Here is a 22,045-nt window from a genome sequence, read left to right as displayed (position 1 = left end):
TCAGTTCCCATAAGCTTGCGCAGGTTTGGTGGTCGTGCTGATTTCATTTGTGCTTTGCAGCGCGGTTTTTCTCTGCGAATCAATCAGTTGATTGCGTTTGTTGAGCGCTTCAATGGCTTTATCGGCAAGCCCCGCGGTAAAGCGTTTGGCGTTATCGATATCACGAGTGATGAGGGCGATGTCATCCTGGCTGTTGTTGGTGTTGGCTAAGGATTGGCTGGCAACATTTAACATGCTCACGAGGTACTGATTAAGCAGCTCCACCGCTATCATTCGCGAGTAGTTGCTGGTATCGGGGGGTTGCTTGGCGGATAAGTCGTCAATAAAGAACTTGAGTACCGGCGTTTGAATCAGCTCCAGAAAGCCCTCTTGTTGACGCGTGAGTCTTTGGTCGGTGGCTATCTTTTGCAGTATCGAGTCCAGTTGTTTGCGTATCTGGTTTTGAATCCCGTTGGCTTGAGTGATGGAGAGGTTATTGCGCTTGGTAATGGTAATGCACGCATCAGGGGCTGTTTTGCGACACTGATAAACGTCAGACTTGCCCCCTTCGAGCAAGACATTGACCAGATTGTTGTTGTCGGTCAAAAGGCTAGGGTAGTAACGCGGGTTGCCGTCTTTGTCGTACACGTAAGTGCCTGACAAGCTCATCATAAATTGCGCTAGATTTTTGTCGGAGGACAAAAAAGCGTTATTCATGATCGCAGACCAGACCACGTTGTGATGGGTTTGGGTCATATCTTTTAGCGCTGGATCCTTTTTGGCGTTCGCTAATTGACCGGCCGCTTTGCCTCCTGCGCCACATTCCTGCTGACCTTGCACCCAATCCGAGAAGGCATTGTTTTGTGTGCCGAGGGCCGCGCAGACGTGCTTTTTGGTGGCGGGCAAAGCAAAGGCGGCCAGTCCACCGATGGACGCTTGCGCGGCTTCACAAGAGTTCACCGATTGATTGAGATATTTGTCGAGCCTGGCTTGGAGATTATCCAGGTTTTGTTTGAGCTGCGGCGCCCAGGTTTGCAGGGCTAAATTGACAATAAAAGGAGGAGCATTATGAATAATCGCTTTGCCCAGTTTCACCAGTTGGTCTGAGCTGATGTGTGAAAATCCTCCCATAAACATATCAATGCCAGAGCATCCCGTACTGATTGAAGGGACCGTGACGCTGACCAATTGTGCATCGACAATTTGATTACGCACAAACAAACTGCCACCGGTGTAGTAGTTGGCCGACTGCCCTTGGTAAGCCGTTGGGTTTGAGACGTTGGCGTTATACCCTGAGTTATCAAAAAAACGCGCCAGTGAGTGGTTGGTGTCGGCGTGGCTAGCGCTTGATAAGCTGATAAGAACGAAAGGAATAACTCGCTTATGCACCGAAACGGTGGATAAGTGGTGGAAAAGTGATCGCTTCATTGCAGCGCCTCCTGCACACGCGGATCGTTAAGGGCGTTCTGAATGCTATGAGCCAGCGTGCTTTCTGGGACGTCTCCAATGCTCAGACGTGAGAATTTACGGCTGTTGACGTTCATTAAAAAGGTCGCAGGCATGACCGTTTTCCTCTGGCCTGGAAAAAAGGTTTTGCCTATCTCTGGTGTGACAGGAATAGGGACCTCAAACCCTAGAATGCCTGGACCATCAACAGAGAAGGCGTAAACCGGTAATTGAAATCGTTCGCCAAGGCGAGTGATTTTAGGAGCTGTCTTATGGCAGTACGGGCAGGTGCTTTCAAAAAAGAACACCAGGGCATATTGGTTTTGCATAGCAGCATGTGCGGTGGTTGCATGAATCAAAAAAGCCAGCACAAGGGTACGAAAAAATGGCATAGCGCCTCCTGACGTTTTAGGAAGAAATAAAAGAGAGTGAACATCCTTTAAGAGAGCGGCATGGACGAAGTTGCTTTAAAAATCCGATTGCTCAAAATTGGTGGCGACGTTGTAAAAGCGTCCAATTAAATCATTTTGGCTTATCCAGCCGTACGCCAGTGGCTTCATCTCTCCAGTGCTTGGCTGCACCAAAATTAAGGCGGGCGTAAAAGGCACCGAGACTTTGCCTTGATTGTGGCGGTTTTCTTTGAGGTGAGTGATGAAGGTTCCGTCATTACTGATCCCAAGGAGCTCAAAATGGTATCGGTCAGCAAACGCTTGAATGGATGGGGCGAGTTGCTGGCTCAGTGTATCTTCCCCGTCATAGACAAAGAAAAAGCCCCATCCGTCTTGCTTCATATTTTCAACCGCCGCGGTTTTCTTCTTCTCCTCTAACTCTAAATACACCTGTCTTGCTGCTTGCTCGGTCGGATGGTCTTTGGTGTAAGAAAACTCCGGTCTTTCGAGCAGCAGCGCTTTAAAGGTCATGCCCAATTGGTCGGTTTGGTCCGTGATAAAATGATTTAACGCTAAAAACTTCGCGAGCTTGTCTTTATCTTTGGGATGAATGACCGCGTCGTTTTGCGCCTCAATATGCACAGAGTGAAACCAGTCCATCTGTTCGGTGGCCGATAGGGTTTTAGGGCTTGATACTGTGGTTTGCGTGTTGCTTGGTAGCGGCTTAGGTTTGGGTTTGTCGGGCCTTGCCTTAGGCTCGTTGTACCATCGCCACCCTAGAGGGGTTTCATGAGCCAGAGTGGGTGGGAGGTGGGCAAGCAGCGTTAGGGTAATGACGCAAAGCAGTGGATTTTTCATCATCATAGACCTTGGTTCAGTCGAGGTGGTTATCCGCCCGTGGCACTTTGAAGTCGTTTCTTGATTTCATCAAAGTTGGGGAGGTTGGTGTTGGCTCGCATTTCTGGGTAGAACTCTTTAAAATCAATGTGCTCAAAGTTGATTTGACCCAGTTCTTCGGGAGTAATGGCGGCGCAGGTGGGATTTTTTGCACTGCCTAACCGTTTACCCAGTTGCTGAATAGAGCCTTGCTCTTGAATGATTTTGGCCAGCTTGTTGTCGTAAACGCAGTAACTGCGCTTTTTACGTGTGCAGACACCCAGCACTTTCTTGGCGCAGTATTGCCCCACGTACAGGGTTAAGCCTTTCTCTTTGGCTTTCCCCAGCGCTTCTTCCGCTTCGCTGCATTTCGCTCCCAATCCTTGCCCCCATCCTGAGTCTTTACAACAATCGTTAAAACCCGCGAGTTTCTTATTGCACTTCATCGGCTTACCCGTGAATATTTTGGGTGGGTCTCCGATGTCTTTCACGGCTTCGGCAAGCCCCGCTAGCGCGGCGACGGACTTGTCAAAGTTGCCGTTAAGTTTGGGCTCGGGCACATAGCACTCTCCGTCAAGACAGAAGGAGTGCTCACCACATTGCAGGTCAGTGGCTCGGCATGTCTTCTCAGCACAGCTCTTTGTGACCTCTTGCTCGACGCACACCCCATTTTGCTTCAGGCTGCAATGTCGAGTTTGAGTCGTACAGTCTTTCGGGAGGTCCGCGCAGGTGTCAGGGCGGTCACAACGATGGTTAACCTGATATTTCCAACAGTTGAGCGTGGTGGGAATGCCATTCACCGAGCGTGTGGCTCGGCCTTCAAGACATTGCTGGCTAGTGACATTGCACGAGTTCATCAGGCTGCATTGTGTTCGCCAGGTCATATTGTTCTTGATGCAGTTCCCCCCGGATAAAGAGAATCCGTTTGAGCAGCTCAATGTGGCTTTTTTCGTTTGTGTGGTGGGTCGACAAATCTGGTAGCGTTTATGCCAGTATGCGCTCCATTGCCAGTTTAAGTTGATGGTATGTATTAACTCGCCAAGCGTGTAGCCTTGGTTGGGAGAGACTATCTTTCCATCCCAAAAATACGTGGTTTCTAATCCCGAAAAACCTCTTCTAGTCCCTGATTGCCTTACGTAATTGTCATTATTGTATCGGCATTGTGGGAGGGGGCGTTGGCAATCCCTCCCTTGTTGTGTCCAACCGGATGGACAGCGGTAGCTCACCTCACCGGTGCTCACGGAGGCAACGGGAACTTTTGTACAAGGCACATTGTTATTCGTTGGACGATGACACTGTTTAGGAATGTGTTCGATAAGGCACTGGGAGCCGCTATCACAATCGACATAGGCATTTGAGATGCCATGAGTGATTTCAAAAGCATTCTCTTGGCCAAGTAAGGCAAAGCGCATCGCCGGGTCGTATTTAACATCGGGTCGACCTTTATTGAAGTTCGCGTTGATGTCTTGAGCCAGTTCATTGGTCACAAACTCTGTCCCTTTTTGTGCATTGATCTCACTGTCTGACAGTGTGGATTCTTTTGGACTGCGGATCTCTTTTCGACACGTGGCGTCTTTGCAATAGTCATCGACATTGAGCGGGAGGGCATGAGGCGTGAGCGCTTGGCTTGCCGTTTGTTTCGCCCAATGAGCGCTCTCGGTAAAAGTGTGTTGTTCGCTGGCAAGCGAGATAGTGGATAAAAGACTGAGCGTGAGCGCAGTCCAAAGGTCAATGCGCATATAGAGCACCTCATCAAAAATTGGGGCGAGAGAGGGTTATTGGGAATAGAGCGTGCGCAGCAGCGGGTGAATGTTTTGCTGCGCATCCCCGGCAGCGAGGTAATCCAGAGCTTGGTAAAGTGAAATGTTGCCGTAAAGGATGTCGTAGTCACTGGTTTTACAAGGCTGCTTAGGTAAGCAGCGGTTTTTTTTAACCGAAACAAAGGCCGGTACGTGGTGAATATCAAATTGCTTAAACCAATCGGGGCTGATGGAAAAGCCGCTTTGAATGGGCGCCTTATTGGGTGAGCGTATCAAGGCCTCGATCCGCTTGACCGTGGCCGGAAAACCTTCGGGTAAGACACCGCGTATCACCAGTGGCACGCCTAAGTGTTCACTTTGCATCAGAAGCTGCTTGAGCGCGGTCTTGGGCATGGTGAGTGACACAAACACCATCACCCCTTTTGGGGCTTGGTCAGGGTGGCGCGTGGGCTTTTGTCTTCCTAGCAAGGGGGAAAGAGTCTCTTCTTTTATCAACTCTTGAACCTTGCGGCTGAGAGTCAGCGCTTCTTCTCGATAAGCCTGGGCTTTATTTTGTATGTCGTCCGTAGGCCACGCCTTCGCCGCCTCCGGTTGTTGAGTCATTTTTTGCTCAAGCTTGGCAAAAGCTTTGAGCTCTTGCTCCGTGTAAGCTTGGGTGGGTAACGCGATAAAAAAACACAGAAAAACAAGAGAGCGCCTAAAGGTGCTCTCAAAAGATGGAATGGTCATAGTAACCTCTTCATTATGGCCGCTGAAAGGGTGGGTAGAGGGTGTGAGCGTTTTGGCAGCTGATTGACAGCACCTGACGAGCATTGAGATCGCGACAAAACGAGAAGCAAAACTGCGAGAGCGAGAAACAGCAGTAAATGTGCTTGTGGTTGGCGAGATCTGTTTTTAAAAAATCGGTAAGGGAGTCAGGGTGACTGGCAATGAATAGGTCAGTCTCATTTTTGTGGGTAGGTCTGGGCATCATCGCGTCACCTTATAAAAAGACACAGTTGCGCTTTCGCCATTGTACAAAACCAAAGTTATCCCCTGTGACCGGATTGTCATGGCCGGCTTCCCAGAGCGTGGTCGTGGTGGTGTACGGGTGACACCAGGCGGCATCGGGAATAGGGCCCGACATTTGATACCGATAACGAGATTTTGGCAAAATAGGATCGGGATATTGATAACAAATCGCGCCATCTTCGCCGCGCGTCTCCCAGATGATCCCTTGTCGATGCAGTTTGTAGTTAAGCTTTTGCATCAAGAGTGTCGCCGCCTGGATGGGCGTGTCTCGATAGTTGGTGGTGCCAGTAAGCGGATAGGCACTGCCCTGTGAGCCTAAACACCAAAATAACGCATCAATAGGTAAGGCCGTGTTAGTGGAGGTCAACATGGCTTCGGGCACGCACGCAAGCTGAGCCACTAGGTTACCAAACAGTAACGCTTCGGGATTGAGAATGAGGGATAACTCATCGTCGTCCCAAAGTGGGTCAATTTCCGTCATGTAGGCAACATCAAACACATCTGTGGCCATGCAGGCGGTGGATTGCATCAGTTGTAGCCAATAAATGATGGGGTACTTATACCAATGGGCGTGATAAAAACCTCCGTCACTGCTGTCACTGTCACGAGCGGTCACGCGACCACCGATACGCTGAGTGTTGGCGCCTGACATTTGCACGCCCATGTTCACCATACAATAAGGGACGCGCGTGATATCGGTTAAGGCATAAGGCTCCCAATAGCCAATGTTGATGCCGATTTGCACAAAGATAGGCGGCGGTTTCGGGCAATAAGAGATAGGCATTGTGGGGTTATTGGTGTCTGGATATTTGGACGGCATGACTGTGGATGAGCCTATTGTCATCGGGAACAAACAATCCCAACAAATATCGGTAATGGGGTTAATAAAACGGCTTTTACACGCCGCACTGGCTGCTAGGGTTGATGGGGCAATAAAAACCAATAGGCAGCACAACAGTAAACGCAAGTGTCGTTGAGTCATGGTGGGGTCCTTTTTCCACGCAGAGCGTGGGACTCCTTTTGTCTCGACAACAGGCTTCGCCACATTATCGCAGCCAAAAGCGAGCTTGGTTAATAGAAAAAGAAGTGATATTGGAAGCATGATCAAGGGGAGGCGCGCACTTCTAAGGCCATTTCATTATCATTGCTCTACTTCCAAGGGCTGCAAACCCGATACGTTCACTTCATCGATGCGCCAGCGCGTGCCATCTTGATAGGCAATGGCCGGGACGTGAGTGATGTTAAGCGATTGGGTTAAGTGGCCTTGCTGCGCAAAATACATTCTTGCATCAAGTAAGGTCGCCATTTTATTCGGGCTGCCTCCCGTCAGCACCCACTTGATTGGCTTGGCGTTTTGATACTCGCTGGCGAACCTTCGTTGCTGCGCGTCTCTGGCATCAAAAAAGACCAGTACCTTACTGAGCTCAAATAGAGGCAGAACGTCTTGACCGTCTACCTTTGGCCAAGTGCGGCTATCAAAGGGGTTCACTCTGGTGCCCGCTTTGGCAATCACGGCCCCCGTGGTGGGGGCGATGATGTCTTTAGGGAGAGTGATGCTTGGATCTACGTAAAAGGTGCGGGGATCGGTTGTGGTGGTTAAGCCTGCAACCGGCGGCGGGTTTTCAATGCTTTGCAGGGCGCGCTCAGTGAACTCGTTTTGCATGTCCGCCAATTGACCACTGGCCTCAAACCCTTTCAGTCTTTGGTGTATCCATTCCAGCATGTCGATTTCACCGATAGGGAAGACCGGGGCGACTTGCCCCAGCGCTTTCCCGTGAGCGTTAAAAGTGGCCATGCCTGCTGCGAGGATAAAAGGCAGCAAACTAAGTGCTTGCCCCAATGGCTTGATTAAAGGCGTCAATGTCTTTGCCATAAAAGTGCCTGGAGGTTTGCTCAATGGCGCGCTCCAGTGATTGGCCTTGTTTATAAAGATTTTCACAATACTCAAACTCCTTAGGCTCGGTTGAGAACATGGCGCGTTTCAGCGGAGAGGCGAAAAAGCGGTGATAGGTGACATGGCCACCCGCTTTGATGCGCGCGCTGCTGTATCCTGCTTCAACAGACGGGGCGAAGCTTTTAATGATGCGCTGCTCAAACGGTGAGAAGGCATCCGGGTTTTGGAGCAGATACTTATCAAACCCTTCCCCTTGACGAAGAATGATGTGAATGTCTGAGTTGTTGTAGCAGGCTTTGGCTTCCTCGTTGCTAAAGAAGTCTTCAATCCCTTGAGTCACCGTACAAAAAGCGCCGCCGAACTTACGGGCGGTGCGATAACCGGTGTTGATGAACTCCCTCGCTTGCTCGTTTGCCCCAGAGAGGAGGCTCCAGGCCTCTTCAATGATGCACAGCTTTGGGGTAGAGCGAGATCCAGCCAGGTACATCTGCTGGTTAATCGACACCATGAGAGCAAAAATCACGGGTCTGAGCACAGCAGGCGGGAACCCATCGAGTTCAAGCGTGGTGATTTCCACATTGGGGTCGAGCATGGATGGCTTGTTGAACACGTCTTTGTACATGCCATCTGTGCAGAACTTTTTCAGTTGCACCGCTATGTCTTTAATGCGTCGGTCGCTTTCTTCTCCAGCAATCTCAATCAAGGCGTCTCTGACATCATCCACCAAGACTTGATGACCTTTACGCTCCCATGCCGTCACTATCGCATCGCCTAAGACGCTTTGTTGAAACGCCGTCAGTGGTACGTAGGGTGACGCGATGGTGGCAAACAACGCCGTGATATTATCGAGCGCTTCCATCATGGGATCGACAGGTCTGCCGTCATCATCCACAAACTCAAACTCAGCACTTTGCATGGCGCCTAAATGCGTGAACGGGTTTAAGAAGATGTTGGCGTGGGTCATGTAGGTCCCCCCAAGGCTCAGGGTCAGCTTTTTATAGCTGGCTCCTTTATCGAGGATCCACACTTTACCGCCCATGGCGTAAACCGTTTCAGCGATTTCTTGGACTAGGAAGCTTTTCCCTGCGCCTGAGCCTCCCGTCAGGGCGATGTTTTGGTTATCACTGCCACAGGTGAAAGGGTTAAAGAACGAAATTTGTTGGCGCATAGTGGGCAGCAATACGCCACCTTTGAGCTGGCTAAAGTCCATGATGAGCGGAAAGAAATTCACCAGGTTAGAGCTCTTTAAGGTACGAACGCGCCCCGCTTTTTTACAATCGCTCCATAATCCTTCACTCATCATAAAAGGCAACATGGAGAGCAGCGCTTGTGGCTGATTCATTTTCAGTGGAATGATGTCAAGGCCAGCATGGCTAAATGACTCCTTCGCCGCTTGGGTGTCTTTTTTCTGGTGGGTTTTATCGGTCATCAGCGAGACCGTGAGCACCATAGATGCAATGGTGAACTCTTTAGACAACAACCCTTTTTGCAAGGCTTTGCGCTCTTTGAGTTCATCTTCAGCCATGGGCGCGAGTATCGCCATTTGGCTGTTCACCGTCTTGGTTAAGTCTTTTATCTTGTTATCGTTATCCGCATTTTGCTTACCGGTTGGCTCATTGCGAAAACTCAAGGTAACGCGATGAGGGCAAGTGATGTTACGCGACACATTACGGATTGAAGAAAAGGCTTCTGGTAAGGCGTACAAGCGATAATCACTAGGCAATCGAGAAAGCCCTAAATGAACAAGGCGTGTGCGTACCTCTTCCCCTTGGTCATTGGTATGACGGGTGGCGATATGACCACGATGGGTTAACGCTTCGGTATCGGGAGATAACGCTTGCAGGTTCAAAGGTTCTAATGGGTTGTAGCTTTTTTCATTGGGTCTGTCTTGGCGTTTATCAAAGTTTAAGGTATCACCGACGCTGGTCAACAGTCCCTCAGGCGTGACGGGCAGTAAATCAAAACCAAGCTGCGCCAGCCCCGTTTCTAGAGTCATTCTCGCATCAAGCAGCTCTTGTGGGTCTTTTTCCGTGGTGGAGACAAAAAAGAATGCGTCGTAGTCGCGCAAATCAAAGCGATTGTTTTTTTGCCTATGTAGAAACCCGTGTTGCGCCGCGTAGTGGGCGTAAATGGCGTCATCGTTGGCCATTTTCTGACAGATACCGCCCCGCAGACTGAGTAGGGCTTGGTTCCCTTCAAGATAGTGCGCCACTCGGTTGTGACCAAAAAGCTGCACTTGATAATCCCATTTATCCCCTGCGGGTAAATCCCCCATAAGGTGGCTTAACGACTGAATTAAATCGTCGTTAGCGCCCCCAAGGAGACTGATTTTAAAACCAAAACCGCGAGAGTGAGTATTGTCGAACACCTGCTCAATGGGATCGTAGTCTCGATACGGCAGTTCATGGTGAAGGTGGTTTTGGGCTTGCTTGGCCTCTTGAAATAAGGAGGATAAGCCACTGCGTGAGGAGGAAAACATGGGGGATCCCTTTTTCTATTTTAATGTTAGGGGGCGTGACACAATCTTGGACCGCTTGATGGATTACCCCCTAATTGAGAGAAGGCTGAGACTGAATGTCGCGCGCCCATGATAAAAATGATGTTTAAGCTTCGTTTCTTTTTTTCCTAATCAATCTTTCCAAATCGCGCGCGCAGGGCGCCCAGACCAACGGCTATCGTCTAAGACAAAGTAAACATCCATCGTATCGATGTAGTGATTGTCTTTGTCTATGAAAGGGAAGACGGTGAGTTTTTTAACGTGTTCTTGGCTTCGCTCAGGCTCACCATCTCGGCTACGCCTTGGCAGTAAGGTAAAGACAGAAGGTGGGGCGAGACGAGATTGAGGAGAGACGGTGGCATTTCCACTGTCTCCGGTATAACCGTATAGGTTGTCTCGAACCTCGTTCATGGTGACACACCCTGAAACGCCGCCGACCTTATCGCAACTGTATTCGCTCTCAAAGCCCGCGCTGCAACCGGTCAGACCTAAGAGTATCGATAGTGAGAACAAAGAATGCCTATTCATGGTTATTCCTCACGCCCAAAGCCCACGTCGCTTAACCCTTGTTGGGTTATTTTTTGCGCTAATGGGTTGATGGGGGCAGTTTGAGTGGTTTGTGGAAGAGAGGGAACGTTGGTGATGACATCCAAGAGCTGGTTGCTGTTGGAGACTTGCTCACGCTGCTCATTAATACGGATTTCGTATTCATCGGCCAATAGGGGATCTAATGGAAAGCCTTCCAAAAAGACAATATTGACGATGGCACCAGGATTGACTTCCACTATCGGATGATAGAGCTCGGCCAGTTTGATGTAGTAGTCCGCCAATTTGCTGCCAACGCTTTCCGTGGCGCCGCCAAGCAGATTCAACCCAATTTTATCGCTGTTGATGCTTTGACTTGGTCCGAGCGCCGTCGGTGTCGTGGTTTGTGCCAGGGCTTTACCCGCATCACCGACACCTTGCAAGATCCCCGCAATGCCGGCCATTTGAACGATTTTACCGTTTTTCATAATGGTGGTACCGCGAATACCATTGCGCCCAAAGTTAAACACGGTCGCATTGACGGGGATATCGAGAATATCGCCATTAGGGTGGATGCAGCTCATTCTATTGGTGCGAGCGACGCCGCGACTGGATGAGATTTCGCCGTAAACGGCACCGGTGATCGTGCAATTCTTTAATTTGGATTGCTCACCGTTGGGTAAAATCCCCTGATTGACGGTCTGAAAGACAATCGGTGAGGTATCCCCTTGTCCAGAGACGCCCCCATTAGCGTCTGCGCCGCCGGTGATCACGGCGGTCACAAAGGTGCCTGTTGGCACGTAGTTATCGGTCGTGCGACGGGATTGTCTCTCCTCTACACTGGCTTGCCAGTGAAATTCAAAACTATCAAAGGCATCCCCGCTAAAGGCCACATCATCTTGCTCTTGGTACTGGAACTCATTCACCTTGGCGGTATCTATGTTGCTATTAATGGCAGGTCTTGGGGGCAGTTTGTATTGGCCAAAAGTGCTTCCCTGATGGATCTCTACGCTATGTTGATTCGAAGGATCGCCTGCATTGAGGGCTGAGGCTAATTGCGTCTCAAGTTGGACCTTGAGCGCGTCAACTTCATCGAGCTTTTGTTGCATCTGCTGCTCAAGCTCCGTCAATTGCGATGCTTTATCGCGCTCATTGGCTTTTTTAATATTCTCCAACTCAGAGGTTAAGCTTTGTCCAAAGCGACTTAAGGTGCCTTCGAACCGCGCTAAGCTTTGCTCGATTTGGTTGATTTTATCTTGTTGAAACGTCAGGGCGGACTGGTTGTCTTTGTCGGTAAAATCATCGGTGACGACAGCACCAAATCCGACGTCTTGAATGTCCTTGCTTTGCTCTTGGGGAGGCAATGTTAACCGCCAAACAGCAAAAGCCAGGGCGGCAAGCACCAGTAATACCGTGAACGTAATGGTGCGATTGCGCTTTCTTGTTACGGCATTGACCGTGCCACCGTCTTCAAAGTCACCGTCGGTATCTTTGAAGACGCGTTTTTTAAAGCGGTCAAAGGCGTCTTTGGGTTTATCGATCATGGGTGGCGCCTCCTCCGGTAATGAGATAGAGCGTGGTGGTTTGCCCAGGTTTTAACTGATAGGTATCGAGCGCGGCTGAGCGTGCGGAATAGCTGTAGAACTGTGCGGTGGTCAGTGCCATGTCACTGCGGCTTTGATTTTTGAGTTGATAAACCACCCCAGAGTAATCACGGCCAACGAAGACCGTTTGAGGGATGATGGCCAGTGACGCTGCATCTTTGGGTAAGGTTTTGGGGTCAACGTCGTGACGTTTAAAGCCGGCGATGGGGGCGCCATCATGAACAAAACGCATCATGGCTTTGGTGAGCGCTGTCATGGCGGCGGGGTAATCCGCCGCCTGCTCAGTCGGGCTTTGCTGCTCTTTATAGTTTTGCGACCAAACAAACTCCGTGACCAAAGACGGGGTGGCTTTGGGGGTAATAAACAGCGCAAACAATCGCCCTTTTTCTGTCGTCAGGTGCGCGGTAAACGGTAAGGGAAGGTTAATTTTTAAGGTGATAGAGCCGGAAGCGTCTTTTTGGTTGCCCGTTGAGGTACAAAATCCTTTCGGGCAGACGATCGAAATAATACGGTCATTTTTGACCAGCAAACGGTTCACGTTAATGGAAGAGAGTGACAAGGGGATCGTGTCGCCTTCGTCAAACTCATAGCTCACCATAGCGGCATTTTCAGCTAGGGCAAAAGAGGGGATGAAAAAGACCACCCAAAGCGCGATGGACAAAAAATAAAGGTGCCATTGCGGCGATGGGGTGAATGATTGCTCATAAAGATTCATCGGTGTCGACCTCGACTTCTTCAATGGAGAGTAAACCTATGACGCCTTGGTCATAGCTAAAGTTGACTTGATACCACTTCATCTCCGGATCTAGGGCGCGTTGGCCTACGTGCTTTTGGAGTTTCCCATAGAGTTGCACTTGGAGCGTGTTGAGAGAAATACGGACAGACTCGACAGAAAATTGGCTGCTGATGTTGTCTTTTTTAATTACCGTGGCTTCTCGAAGCAACTTAGGTTGAACGATGTGCCAGCTTGTCTCGTCTAAATATTCAAGTAACTGACCAAACTGACGTCCAACGCTGGCTGGCGTAATGTTGAGTTTCAAGTAGAGAAGATAATCCGCCATTTGCTCAAGATAAGGCTCATCGACTGTGCCATCCGAAACCGTAAAGGCTTGAGAGAGGGTGGGTGGGATTAGGGTTCGGCTCTGATGGGTAAGGGCTTGATAACTGGTGTAACCCAACACCAGGTTAGTGATAAGCATGAAAAGAAAGCCTGCACTCAAAAAAAGATTGAGGAGACTTTTGACGGCCAGCTTATCCCGTTTAACAAACGGGTCCATGATGAAGGGTCTCCTTAGAAAATCCAATAGCGACGACAGGCTGAGGGGGTACGCTTAAAGAGGGCGGGGCTGACAAAAGAAGCGCCCCACCAATAAAGTGACAGGGTAACTATATTATCGCCGTATTGTGATTTGATGTAACGCAACCCCCCAAACCAAGCCAGCGATAACGTCAGCCCTATCATTTCGTGTTTAAGCCAGAATGAGAGGCCAAAAATGCAGAGGGCAGGCACGAGTTCATCAACAGGGAACCCGAGCCAGCGGCGACCTTTGTTCATGTGTTTTGGGATAGAGAAAAACTGATGAGGGTCTTCCATTGTGACTCCTTAACCTAAGCCGACGAGTGGCGCTCCAACATTCCACAAGACTGAGCCACCAATGAACCCGCCAACGGCCGCAAACCAGTTACGGCTCATCAGTCCAGTGACGACCGCCCCTGCAAGCCCAGTCCCCAGCATGGCGGTTTCAACCGCAGAGCCTTTGCCCGCCGTGTCTTTCATGGCTTGCTTACCTGACGCGAAGATATCGGCAGCCAGAGCAGGCTGAGTGATAAGAAGTGTCGAAACAGCAACGCCAAGCCCGACAAGGAGGGTGCGCTGGGTGCGTGTTTTCATAATAAGTATCCTTATTGAGTGATAAAATTATCAAGTACATGGTCAGGATGGAGGGAAAGGGGACTCCCTCCCACATCCTTAAGAAAACATCGAAGACTTCGCGTACTTCAAACCACGATTACGGCTCACATGTTGCTTCCAATTTTGAGCGCTAATGATGGTGTTCTTAAGCTTCCGATAACGTTTTTTACAAGCATTATTTGAAGTTGGGAGAGTGAGACGATTAACTGACTGAGCTTGTTTTTGAACCGCGACCAAATGAACACCCTTCCAACAGAAAGGAAATGCAAGGTGCCCAGTAAAAGGCAACAAAGCGGCAAACGCCATGTGTTCACGCCCAACCGTTCCCAGTTCTTTGACGCTGACAAAATCCCCTTGTTCAACAAAGTGGCCTAATAAACTCGCGGCCTCATCTTCACGACAATATCCGTAGATAATTTGCATCGTCCACACTCCTTGTTAGGGCATTGTTTTGTTCTTTTAAAAAAAAACAAAACGATGGGCTCTCTTTCAAGAGCCGTGCTACAAACTGGCTTGAGCATTCTTGTAGTAGAAGGCGCACATCCAAAGGATGTGGTGTCTGGTATTCCCAAGTAACTCTATTTCACCACTCAACCAGCGTGCTTAATTGAGTAGAAAAACAGCCTTGGACGTCGCCCCAGAGAGGGCTCCTGAATTTGTTAGGCATATTACGCAGGCCTGCGCCCCTCTGCGGCGCTTTTTGCAATAGTGAAGGCAGCCCACCTTCGAGGCCATCTGAGGTAATAATCCCAGACGGCAATCTGATTCGTTACAGCGACCAATTAGGAAAACGTTTGAGGTGATCTTCTAATCGAAGTTTCCCTTCGCGCTTTTTGGCCCGCTCTGCTCTTTTCGCCGAGAGCGTTAACGTTTTATTCGCCTTTGATGAAAGATTAAAAGCGATACCGACTTCCTTGTTCTCAACCATACATTCTGATTTAAAATTCATACAAAAGTCTTCCTAAATAGAAAAAACCGAAACGCTCTCGTTCAGACCGAAACATCAATGAGTCATGTAATCGCTCACTGGCGTCTAATTTCGTTGGGTTTGTGACTGACTTATCATTTCTTGAATTTAACATAATGTAAATAATACGCATAAGAATAAACTATTGATTTTAATAGAAATTAAATGATATTTAACGGATGGCTTGTTTGAATTTTATATAATTAATAGATTAATTATTTTAATTTCCACCCCTCAATGTGCTATAAATTTTTCTAAGGTTATTTTTTATCTTGTTGTTATTTATGGATTTTTCATATCTGCGTATTATTTACATTATGTTAACAATTAACCATCGAGAGAGCATTTTGAGACTTCGAGATTGAAATCTCAGGTGACGACACGCTATAATTGCCTGAGGTCTATAAGGTTAAAACACACAACATTGCTCACTAACCTGTAGTGCCCAATGTTGTGTGTTTTTTCTAGGATTTAGAGTGTGTTAGAGGTGGTACTCTGACTATATAGCACTCGCAAAAAAGCCGACTTTCCAAGAGTAGTCGGCTTTTTTGTGTCTAAAAAACCGGCATTTGATTTCTTTTCCCGGTTGAGATAGCGTGAAATTTCACCGTTTGGACGGCCAATCCAAACACCCCAAAAACCTCTTGGACTTCAAAATATGACCTTGACTCAGCCTTCGCTTGGGCTAACGCCCAGTAGACTCCACATTCTCAATAACACCGCTTGTTTATCCCTCGGGATGAAGCGTTGTGTGTTTTAAACGTGGACGGTGAATGTTATGAAGACGCCTGGACACGACTCCTCCCCTCCCCCGCTCGATAAATCGAGTTACGATGCGGAGTATCGCCGTAAGCGTAAGGCTCGGAAACTGGATTTGATCGAATTGTATCAACGTGTCGTTGAAGAAGAGAACGCACGAAACCCTAAGACGCCTTTTGAGATCGGATTTAAGTCTCGCCGGTTGCTCCGAAGCGGTAAGGTAGAAACCCTACCGCCAGAATACGCGCGAATCTTAAAAGGGTGTGAAGAATTTATTACCAACCCCAATCGTTTCCCGTCACTCAATGCATGGGGCGGTGAAGCGGTGAATAATGTGCAGTGTCGCACCTTAATTGCGAAAGTATTAGCGTGCATTCTGCCGAACACAGACCTCATTGGAGGGCGCATCGGTTTGCCCACAGAAGCGGGATTGAAAACCATCAGCTACGATCAACTTCAAGAAGATTATGCGTTGCGCTTTGGGGAGTTTATTTCGCCGAAGTCCTTTGCGAAAGCGGTGAAGTATCTAAAGCGTGCCAGCTATTTTCACAGTGAGCGGATCAATGTGTGTGTCGACCAAGACGAAGGGACGATACGCAGCGCACCTGCATACAAACAGTTTACCCCTCGCTTCTTTAATGACTTAAAAGTCGTGCGTTACGCCAACATCAGCGAATTGATCCTCGCGACACGGAAGCGTCAGACAAAGAAAGGACTGAGCTTTCAGTGGCTGTCTTTTCGTAAGATCGCGTCAGGGATACAAGAGATCTTCAATGCGTCAACATTAAACACGTACGCTCAATCAACCTCAGCCTTCTTTAGTGAGTATCAACCCGACCTAGCCCCTAATTAAAGGGATATTTTTGTCTCCGCGAAAGCGGAGGGATCAGCACGTCTGAACCTTATCCTACCCTGCTTTATCTCTCATTTTTCTTGTTTTAATCACCGGGTTGTTTAGGGTTAACTTGCACGCTTGGCCTTATTCGGAAAGGATTTTTCTATTCACGATTTTTCATGAGAAAAGCAGTGCAATAAAAGGAGGATAAAAAAAACGGCTAAAATTGTGATCAATAAGGGGCGGCGCTTATGAACACTACGTATGAAGATAAATAGTTAAATGAATAAAAAAATAAATAATTAAGGACAAGCTAAAAAACGACGCGGAAACTTTCTTTTGTCATACGACAGGCACCTTCTTCGATTTAACGCTAAGTCATGTGGCCCCCTTTCATCATCTCCTCACTTAACGTTCACCTTCATCCGGATGGTATGGCCTAGTAGGGTAAGGTGAAGTGGTCAAGTAAACTGGAAATCATCAACCAAGAGTTTGGCCATTTCAGAAAAGAGATCACGCCTCACTACCTTCATCGAGGAACGTGTTCGTAGGAATAAGGGCGCTCTTAGACCATGCTTCACAATACTGAATCAGGAGGGGTTTTACCCCCTCCTGCTCAGCTCTACCTTACTGCTGTTTCGTAGACAACAAATTGAGCCAGAAAACTTGTGCCACCATCCTGGTAGCGAACCTCACAGAGTGAGTCTCGAACTAGCCATAAGCTACACAAGAACGTAAAACACAGGACAATCAGCCCCGCGAGTGCTGTTTTATTTTTCGGCATTTTTGTTGCCTCCACAGTAAAGAGGCTCTACAATGAGTGTGTGAGTCATCACTTAGGCCTCGTTAAATGAAAGTTACTGCGTTAACAGTAACCGGACAACGGGGCTTTTGTTTATCTGCCACAAGCCTTTCAAATCAAAAACGTTGTTTAACTCGCTTCTTCAAGCTTATCGATGTAGCGTTTGTGCTGTTGGTTGATCTCTTCAAGCAACCCTATTTTCAGACTCTGATTTTGTAGTTGGGATTTTACTTCGCTCAACTCAGATAACGTCACTTTGTAATGCGTTTCCATTTCCGTCGCTCTGGATTGCAGCGCAGTATGCTGCGTTTCAAAGTCAGTAACACGACGCTTCTCTAACGTACTGACCACCGATGTGGACCCTTCTAATTGAGTAGAAAGCTTGGTGACTTGTTGAGAGAGGGATTAGCTCTCGGATTGCAATGTCGAACTTTGTTCTTCAAGCACCTACTGTTTTGCTTTAACTTCCTTCACGTAATCCTGGTTACTTTCAAGCTTCAACTCCGATTTCTCCAGTTCGGTACGTAACGTCTCATTTGTGCTTCAAATGAATGCCCTTTGTATATCGAATAGTTATGTGCAATTTTCAAATAGTGACAATAAGGTATACCCTAACAACAAATCCTTAAACCTAAAATTTAAATATTATTCATGTTAACAATGATTAAGGGTGATGTGATTTAATCATTGCAACAATGAATAAGAAAAGATGGAAATGAGAAATCAAAGGTTCAGCCAAATCCAAAAAGAGATATTAAGTTGTTTGGCAAAAGGATTCGTGAAGGGAGTTAAAGAAGGTAAGTCTACATTGGTCAATCATGCGGTTAACCAAATTCTTGGAAGAGAGATTCATCCAAACAACTTCCGCGTATCTTGTAAAGCTCTTGAGTAGCGAGGGCTAATCATGCGTAGGAAAGTAAATTTAGATTGGTATCTAAACATTACGCCCGAAGGATTTGACAAAGCACTTGAAAGGCTAGAATAAGTGTCATAAAGGGGCTGGGATGTGGGAATCGAGGTGTGGATAGAATCATTTACACCAAAATTTCCGCCTCCGCTGAAATAGAAAAAACGCACCTTACCTGCTCACAATGAATTCAGGGGGCGCTTACGAGCCAAAGGAAGAGCTATAGACACTTAAAAAAGCCTTCAAGAGCCTACGAAGCAAGCTCTCAAGCACACAATAACAAAGAGTTAGGATTCAATCGAACAACTGTTTATCAATTATTAGTAAGATTAATTATGAGCTTGTGCTTTCGATAAGATTTTATATTAGTTAAGCCAAAATACTAAAATCACCAAGTACACAATCATGTTGATCAGTAATGCTGCCTGTTAAAGTCGTTTCGCAGTATGAAAACTTCATATTCATATCATCCACGTTTCCGCTCACTAAAACGTGGCGCCTTAAAATGTCACCATTTAGTTGGTGAATAATCCCATCCCAAGATAGGTTATCTTTAAATAAATTAAATGTTATCTTCATAATATTCCTATTTCTTATTTATCGTTGTTTTTTTCTTTTGTTGTTGAAACCAAAAAAGTTTACGGCCTGTTGTTCGAGACATGGTTGACCCTTATTTATTTTCGTTAGATATAACGAAGCTAGCAGTATGTTATAAATACTACTATTGGTATATATTAATAATTTTATTTATAAAAACGAAGTAAATAAGAAACGTAACGACAAATACAAGAAGTATTGGGATAATGTTGGATATTTTCGTGGGGTGTTATAAATAAGTACTCTAAGATGAGGGAAGTAGCGAAAGCGGTATTTCCGCTCACGCCTACTTTAAATCTTATGCAGCTACAACGTTTGCAGCTTGAAGACCTTTTTGGCCTTGCTCTACTTCGAAAGACACTTGTTGGCCTTCTTTAAGAGTCTTGAAACCTTCAGATGCGATAGCACGGAAGTGGACGAATACGTCAGCGCCGCCATTGTCTTGAGTTAAAAAACCAAAACCTTTATCTTCGTTAAACCACTTTACTACGCCATTTGTTTTGTTAGACATATTGTGTCCCTTATATAAAATAAAAATTAATCGCGAAATGCGATGCGCTGGGAGCTGGAATTATTTAATGTATCTATGAAGCTAAGGGAAACACTGAGGAAAACAACAATAACGAAGAAATTCTGAGGGCTTTACTTTTACAACTGGAGTTTCATTTAATAACTCTGAACAACAGAGCAACGCCATTGTTGCCCATTATCTCTTTTTTGTAAAGGTCTAATTTGAAGTTAATAGAATAATATCTCTTTCAGCTGCCCTACATAATACGTTTTTTTACTATTAGTCCTTCATCAAAAAATTAAAGTATTCGTCGGCAATCAAAAAAACTGAGAAATACACCGATGCTTACAATCCCCCTCAATCTTGGCGTGGGCTAAAGCCCAAACAACACATTCTCAATAACACCGCTTGTTTATCCCTCGGGATGAAGTGTTGTTTGTTTTAAACGTGGTGTGTGGGATTGGATTAAGGGGAAACAGGGCCACTTCGTTAAACGCTTGCATAATTTGTGCTTTCTCTAAGGCTTTATATTATTAGGTAAAGTAGCCCATATTAAAAGGGGTTGGGGTGAAAAATGGATCACACTACTAAAAAGTCACAACACCTTTTAGGAATTCAGGGCCATTCGTAAAACGAAATAACAGTAAAATATGACTTTAGAAAGGCGATATTGTATCCGTCATTCCGCCCCCAATTTAATAATTTAAATAGTGTTATCCAGCGTTCATTTATCAGTAAAAAAACGACACCATCTTGACCGCGCTCGGCAGTTTTGATCTATTACTGTTATTTGACAGTCTCAAAATATGCCTACTCAGCCTGTTATTAAACGCTTGGCTCATCTTGGTCTCATTGCAGCATTTTTCCATGAAATCGGCCTGCCACGAATGATGGACTCGGAGATCACAGCAGAACACTTCACATGTTCTCCAACTTTTTTGAGGCCAAGCCCGTGTCTAGATTACTCGCCAAGGATGTTAAAGCACATCATCTTACCGATGATGTACTAGGTCGAACCTTGGATGCCCTATACTAAGCCAATGTCTCAGCGCTCTCTCAGGCTATTGCTGAACGCGTTGTTGATAAGCTAGGTTTGGTTCCCTTATAAAACTGGCCACAGTTTTATAAGGGAACCAGAACTGTCGTTCTGACTCATTTGGGGTTAATCCACCATTGTATTGGTGTGGACGATGCTGGTTGTAATATCCAACTAGATAATCCGTTACTGCTTGATACGCTTCTGTAAAGCTTCTATAACCATTCTTTGGTATCCACTCCGTTTTCAAGCTTCTGAACACTCGCTCCATAGGGCCCAGTATCCCAACAGTTACCTCGGCGACTCATACTTTGAGTGATTCTATATCTCCATAGCAACTGACGATATTTTTTACTCGTATAGTGGCAGCCTTGATCTGAGTGGAACATGACACCAGACGGCTTTCCGCGGCTCTCATAGGCCATGGTCAACGCCTTGCCTGTCAATGTGCTATCTGGGGAGTTAGACATTGCCCAACCAATGACTTTTCGTGCGAACAGGTCAATAACAACCGCTAGATAAGACCACCTCTGTCCTGTCCAGATGTAGGTCACATCGCCGCACCAGACTTGATTCGGCTCAGTCACCGCGAACTGACGATTTAATCGGTTAGGTATATGAACATGTTCCTGCTGTGTTTTTTTGTACGTATGTTTTGGTCGTTGGTAACTGACTAAATCTAGTTCTTTCATGAACTTACTAGCTCGGTAACGACTAAGTGGAATGCCTCTCGCTGTGACTATGTCAGCAATGGTTCTCGCTCCAGCGGAACCATTACTCAGCTCATAAGCTCGGCGAACTTCGGCACGAACAAGCACACGCACTGACAACAGAGATTTATCTCTATTGGCCCAATAACGATAGCTACTGCGATGAACCCCGAACACTTCACAAAGCCGTTTCACAGCATAACTCTTCTTGAGTTTCTCGATCATCGAGAACTGTTCAGGGAGTCTGACATCAAGAGAGCCGTAGCCTTTTTTAGAATTTCCTTCTTTTCTTCAATACGTTTGATTTTCTTTTTAAGGTCACGGATTTCTCTTTGCTCTGGAGTGAGTGGTGATGAATTTGGTGCCTTGCCAGCTCTTTCAGCTTTGAGTTGCCTTACCCAGCTTTCTAACGTAGTTTTTCCAATCCCCATCGCTTCGCAGGTTTCTTTATAGGAGCGTCCCTGATCAAGCACTAACTGAGCGCATTCAAGTTTAAATTCTGGGTTAAAAGTGCGTCTTTCACGCTTAGTCATAATGTCACCTATTTAAGTATCGAGATGATCATACATCACCTCTTAATCAGGTGGCCAAATTAACTATGCCACTACACTTGGCCTTACTCGGAAAGGATTTTTCATGAGAAAAGCAGTGTAATAAAGGGAGGATAAAAAAATGGCTAAAATTGTGATCAATAAGGGGCGGCGCTTATGAACACTACGTATGAAGATAAATAGTTAAATGAATAAAAAATAAACTGGCTCCCTATGATAAAAAGCTCCACCATCTTCGCTATGTCTGGGTCAAGCACTTGATGTCATTTTTGACCTCAAAAAAACTCAAAACCAATATCCGCAATCGCTTGATGCAAGCGATTGAACAGGAGTTAATGGACTTACTTGATCGCCCTTTTTTCAATGATAAAGACAAAGTCGAGGCTTTATGCGAAGAGTATGAGGCCTATCATGATAAAGTGTTTAAGAAAGAAAAACAGCAAGCGCTCAATGCAGCTTGTCGCGAATTTGAAAACG

The 22,045-nt window shown here is 46.8% G+C and carries 21 protein-coding genes and 4 pseudogenes; 4 read left to right on the top strand and 21 right to left on the bottom strand.

Features of this window, described 5'->3' with window-relative positions:
• The 16 genes from L3V35_RS24695 to L3V35_RS24620 form a co-directional block, all read right to left on the bottom strand.
• Window positions 1-1,407 carry a conjugal transfer protein TraH gene (locus L3V35_RS24695; RefSeq protein ID WP_048661582.1) on the bottom strand — a complete coding sequence of 469 codons (1,407 nt, stop codon included), beginning with the start codon at window positions 1,405-1,407 and terminating at the stop codon, window positions 1-3.
• A complete protein-coding gene (trbB, locus tag L3V35_RS24690) occupies window positions 1,404-1,817 on the bottom strand; it encodes a type-F conjugative transfer system pilin assembly thiol-disulfide isomerase TrbB (RefSeq protein WP_048661583.1) in 414 nt (137 codons plus the stop codon). The genes L3V35_RS24695 and trbB overlap by 4 nt, the downstream gene beginning before the upstream one ends.
• Window positions 1,818-1,892: 75 nt before the next feature.
• A complete protein-coding gene (gene traF, locus L3V35_RS24685; protein WP_132974765.1) occupies window positions 1,893-2,678 on the bottom strand; it encodes a type-F conjugative transfer system pilin assembly protein TraF in 786 nt (261 codons plus the stop codon).
• 23 nt (window positions 2,679-2,701) lie between these two features.
• Entirely contained in the window at window positions 2,702-4,429 is a 1,728-nt protein-coding gene (traN, locus tag L3V35_RS24680) for a type-F conjugative transfer system mating-pair stabilization protein TraN (protein WP_237300798.1), read from the bottom strand.
• Between the two features lie 36 nt (window positions 4,430-4,465).
• The gene (gene trbC / locus L3V35_RS24675; protein WP_171762886.1) at window positions 4,466-5,179 is read right to left on the bottom strand and encodes a type-F conjugative transfer system pilin assembly protein TrbC; all 714 of its coding nucleotides are present in this window, start codon (window positions 5,177-5,179) and stop codon (window positions 4,466-4,468) included.
• A gap of 253 nt (window positions 5,180-5,432) precedes the next feature.
• A complete protein-coding gene (traU, locus tag L3V35_RS24670) occupies window positions 5,433-6,443 on the bottom strand; it encodes a conjugal transfer pilus assembly protein TraU (RefSeq protein WP_048661614.1) in 1,011 nt (336 codons plus the stop codon).
• A 159-nt stretch (window positions 6,444-6,602) separates the two neighbouring features.
• On the bottom strand, window positions 6,603-7,334 hold the full coding sequence (traW, locus tag L3V35_RS24665; RefSeq protein WP_080967333.1) for a type-F conjugative transfer system protein TraW: 732 nt from the start codon (window positions 7,332-7,334) through the stop codon (window positions 6,603-6,605).
• Window positions 7,285-9,834, bottom strand: coding sequence for a type IV secretion system protein TraC (gene traC, locus L3V35_RS24660; protein ID WP_237300797.1), 2,550 nt, complete (start codon window positions 9,832-9,834; stop codon window positions 7,285-7,287). The genes traW and traC overlap by 50 nt, the downstream gene beginning before the upstream one ends.
• 150 nt (window positions 9,835-9,984) lie before the next feature.
• Entirely contained in the window at window positions 9,985-10,380 is a 396-nt protein-coding gene (traV, locus tag L3V35_RS24655) for a type IV conjugative transfer system lipoprotein TraV (RefSeq protein WP_048657845.1), read from the bottom strand.
• Window positions 10,381-10,382: 2 nt separating this feature from the next.
• Window positions 10,383-11,921 carry a TrbI/VirB10 family protein gene (locus tag L3V35_RS24650; protein WP_237300796.1) on the bottom strand — a complete coding sequence of 513 codons (1,539 nt, stop codon included), beginning with the start codon at window positions 11,919-11,921 and terminating at the stop codon, window positions 10,383-10,385.
• Entirely contained in the window at window positions 11,911-12,696 is a 786-nt protein-coding gene (gene traK / locus L3V35_RS24645) for a type-F conjugative transfer system secretin TraK (RefSeq protein ID WP_080967332.1), read from the bottom strand. The genes L3V35_RS24650 and traK overlap by 11 nt, the downstream gene beginning before the upstream one ends.
• Window positions 12,683-13,258: a type IV conjugative transfer system protein TraE gene (gene traE / locus L3V35_RS24640; protein ID WP_048662546.1), complete on the bottom strand. Its 576-nt coding sequence runs from the start codon at window positions 13,256-13,258 to the stop codon at window positions 12,683-12,685. The genes traK and traE overlap by 14 nt, the downstream gene beginning before the upstream one ends.
• Window positions 13,259-13,272: 14 nt before the next feature.
• Window positions 13,273-13,575, bottom strand: coding sequence for a type IV conjugative transfer system protein TraL (traL, locus tag L3V35_RS24635; RefSeq protein WP_048661540.1), 303 nt, complete (start codon window positions 13,573-13,575; stop codon window positions 13,273-13,275).
• Window positions 13,576-13,584: 9 nt separating this feature from the next.
• Window positions 13,585-13,872 (bottom strand): type IV conjugative transfer system pilin TraA, encoded by a 288-nt coding sequence (gene traA, locus L3V35_RS24630; RefSeq protein WP_048661539.1) that lies wholly within the window; start codon window positions 13,870-13,872, stop codon window positions 13,585-13,587.
• Between the two features lie 78 nt (window positions 13,873-13,950).
• Entirely contained in the window at window positions 13,951-14,316 is a 366-nt protein-coding gene (locus tag L3V35_RS24625) for a hypothetical protein (protein WP_048661538.1), read from the bottom strand.
• Window positions 14,317-14,662: 346 nt separating this feature from the next.
• Window positions 14,663-14,842 (bottom strand): TraY domain-containing protein, encoded by a 180-nt coding sequence (locus L3V35_RS24620; RefSeq protein ID WP_048661537.1) that lies wholly within the window; start codon window positions 14,840-14,842, stop codon window positions 14,663-14,665.
• Between the two features lie 796 nt (window positions 14,843-15,638).
• Between L3V35_RS24620 and L3V35_RS24615 the strand changes: the two genes are divergently transcribed.
• Window positions 15,639-16,472, top strand: a complete 834-nt coding sequence (locus L3V35_RS24615) for a hypothetical protein (RefSeq protein ID WP_048661255.1) — start codon at window positions 15,639-15,641, stop codon at window positions 16,470-16,472.
• 604 nt (window positions 16,473-17,076) lie between these two features.
• Here the strand turns inward: L3V35_RS24615 and L3V35_RS24610 are convergent.
• Window positions 17,077-17,238, bottom strand: a complete 162-nt coding sequence (locus tag L3V35_RS24610; protein ID WP_081016090.1) for a Hok/Gef family protein — start codon at window positions 17,236-17,238, stop codon at window positions 17,077-17,079.
• Between the two features lie 147 nt (window positions 17,239-17,385).
• Complete coding sequence (locus tag L3V35_RS24605) at window positions 17,386-17,607, bottom strand: hypothetical protein (RefSeq protein WP_237300795.1); 222 nt, start codon at window positions 17,605-17,607, stop codon at window positions 17,386-17,388.
• Between the two features lie 364 nt (window positions 17,608-17,971).
• Between L3V35_RS24605 and L3V35_RS24600 the strand changes: the two are divergent.
• Window positions 17,972-18,241, top strand: a pseudogene (locus L3V35_RS24600) (hypothetical protein).
• Window positions 18,242-18,532: 291 nt separating this feature from the next.
• Here L3V35_RS24600 and L3V35_RS24595 read toward each other — a convergent pair.
• Together L3V35_RS24595 and L3V35_RS24590 are read right to left on the bottom strand one after the other, a co-directional pair.
• Window positions 18,533-18,742 (bottom strand): hypothetical protein, encoded by a 210-nt coding sequence (locus L3V35_RS24595; protein ID WP_210442333.1) that lies wholly within the window; start codon window positions 18,740-18,742, stop codon window positions 18,533-18,535.
• A gap of 316 nt (window positions 18,743-19,058) precedes the next feature.
• Window positions 19,059-19,271, bottom strand: a complete 213-nt coding sequence (locus L3V35_RS24590) for a cold-shock protein (RefSeq protein ID WP_210442335.1) — start codon at window positions 19,269-19,271, stop codon at window positions 19,059-19,061.
• Window positions 19,272-20,077: 806 nt separating this feature from the next.
• Here L3V35_RS24590 and L3V35_RS24585 point away from each other — a divergent pair.
• A pseudogene (locus L3V35_RS24585) lies at window positions 20,078-20,367 on the top strand (DUF4277 domain-containing protein); the annotation flags it as partial.
• Here the strand turns inward: L3V35_RS24585 and L3V35_RS24580 are convergent.
• Window positions 20,333-21,550 (bottom strand): annotated as a pseudogene (locus L3V35_RS24580) (IS3 family transposase). The pseudogenes L3V35_RS24585 and L3V35_RS24580 sit on opposite strands and share 35 nt — an antisense overlap.
• Before the next feature lie 275 nt (window positions 21,551-21,825).
• On the opposite strand from L3V35_RS24580, the pseudogene L3V35_RS24575 reads away from it, so the two are divergent.
• Window positions 21,826-22,045 (top strand): annotated as a pseudogene (locus tag L3V35_RS24575) (hypothetical protein); the annotation flags it as partial.

Origin of the sequence: Vibrio sp. L5-1 (assembly GCF_021728315.1) — a bacterium.
Classification (GTDB): Bacteria; Pseudomonadota; Gammaproteobacteria; order Enterobacterales; family Vibrionaceae; genus Vibrio; species Vibrio splendidus_K.
The sequence above is the reverse complement of the archived record's forward strand: the minus strand, read 5'-3'. Positions and strand labels throughout refer to the sequence as shown.

Excerpts from the sequence above, each read along its gene's own strand:
- traK (WP_080967332.1), bottom strand. The coding sequence starts at position 12,696 with ATGAATCTTTATGAGCAATCATTCACCCCATCGCCGCAATGGCACCTT.
- L3V35_RS24595 (WP_210442333.1), bottom strand. The coding sequence starts at position 18,742 with ATGAAGATAACATTTAATTTATTTAAAGATAACCTATCTTGGGATGGG.
- L3V35_RS24610 (WP_081016090.1), bottom strand. The coding sequence starts at position 17,238 with ATGCCGAAAAATAAAACAGCACTCGCGGGGCTGATTGTCCTGTGTTTT.
- L3V35_RS24590 (WP_210442335.1), bottom strand. The coding sequence starts at position 19,271 with ATGTCTAACAAAACAAATGGCGTAGTAAAGTGGTTTAACGAAGATAAA.
- L3V35_RS24620 (WP_048661537.1), bottom strand. The coding sequence starts at position 14,842 with ATGAATTTTAAATCAGAATGTATGGTTGAGAACAAGGAAGTCGGTATC.
- L3V35_RS24615 (WP_048661255.1), top strand. The coding sequence starts at position 15,639 with ATGAAGACGCCTGGACACGACTCCTCCCCTCCCCCGCTCGATAAATCG.
- trbB (WP_048661583.1), bottom strand. The coding sequence starts at position 1,817 with ATGCCATTTTTTCGTACCCTTGTGCTGGCTTTTTTGATTCATGCAACC.
- traA (WP_048661539.1), bottom strand. The coding sequence starts at position 13,872 with ATGAAAACACGCACCCAGCGCACCCTCCTTGTCGGGCTTGGCGTTGCT.
- traV (WP_048657845.1), bottom strand. The coding sequence starts at position 10,380 with ATGAATAGGCATTCTTTGTTCTCACTATCGATACTCTTAGGTCTGACC.
- traF (WP_132974765.1), bottom strand. The coding sequence starts at position 2,678 with ATGATGATGAAAAATCCACTGCTTTGCGTCATTACCCTAACGCTGCTT.
- traE (WP_048662546.1), bottom strand. The coding sequence starts at position 13,258 with ATGGACCCGTTTGTTAAACGGGATAAGCTGGCCGTCAAAAGTCTCCTC.
- traC (WP_237300797.1), bottom strand. The coding sequence starts at position 9,834 with ATGTTTTCCTCCTCACGCAGTGGCTTATCCTCCTTATTTCAAGAGGCC.
- traN (WP_237300798.1), bottom strand. The coding sequence starts at position 4,429 with ATGCGCATTGACCTTTGGACTGCGCTCACGCTCAGTCTTTTATCCACT.
- trbC (WP_171762886.1), bottom strand. The coding sequence starts at position 5,179 with ATGACCATTCCATCTTTTGAGAGCACCTTTAGGCGCTCTCTTGTTTTT.
- traL (WP_048661540.1), bottom strand. The coding sequence starts at position 13,575 with ATGGAAGACCCTCATCAGTTTTTCTCTATCCCAAAACACATGAACAAA.
- traW (WP_080967333.1), bottom strand. The coding sequence starts at position 7,334 with ATGGCAAAGACATTGACGCCTTTAATCAAGCCATTGGGGCAAGCACTT.
- traU (WP_048661614.1), bottom strand. The coding sequence starts at position 6,443 with ATGACTCAACGACACTTGCGTTTACTGTTGTGCTGCCTATTGGTTTTT.
- L3V35_RS24695 (WP_048661582.1), bottom strand. The coding sequence starts at position 1,407 with ATGAAGCGATCACTTTTCCACCACTTATCCACCGTTTCGGTGCATAAG.
- L3V35_RS24625 (WP_048661538.1), bottom strand. The coding sequence starts at position 14,316 with ATGCAAATTATCTACGGATATTGTCGTGAAGATGAGGCCGCGAGTTTA.
- L3V35_RS24650 (WP_237300796.1), bottom strand. The coding sequence starts at position 11,921 with ATGATCGATAAACCCAAAGACGCCTTTGACCGCTTTAAAAAACGCGTC.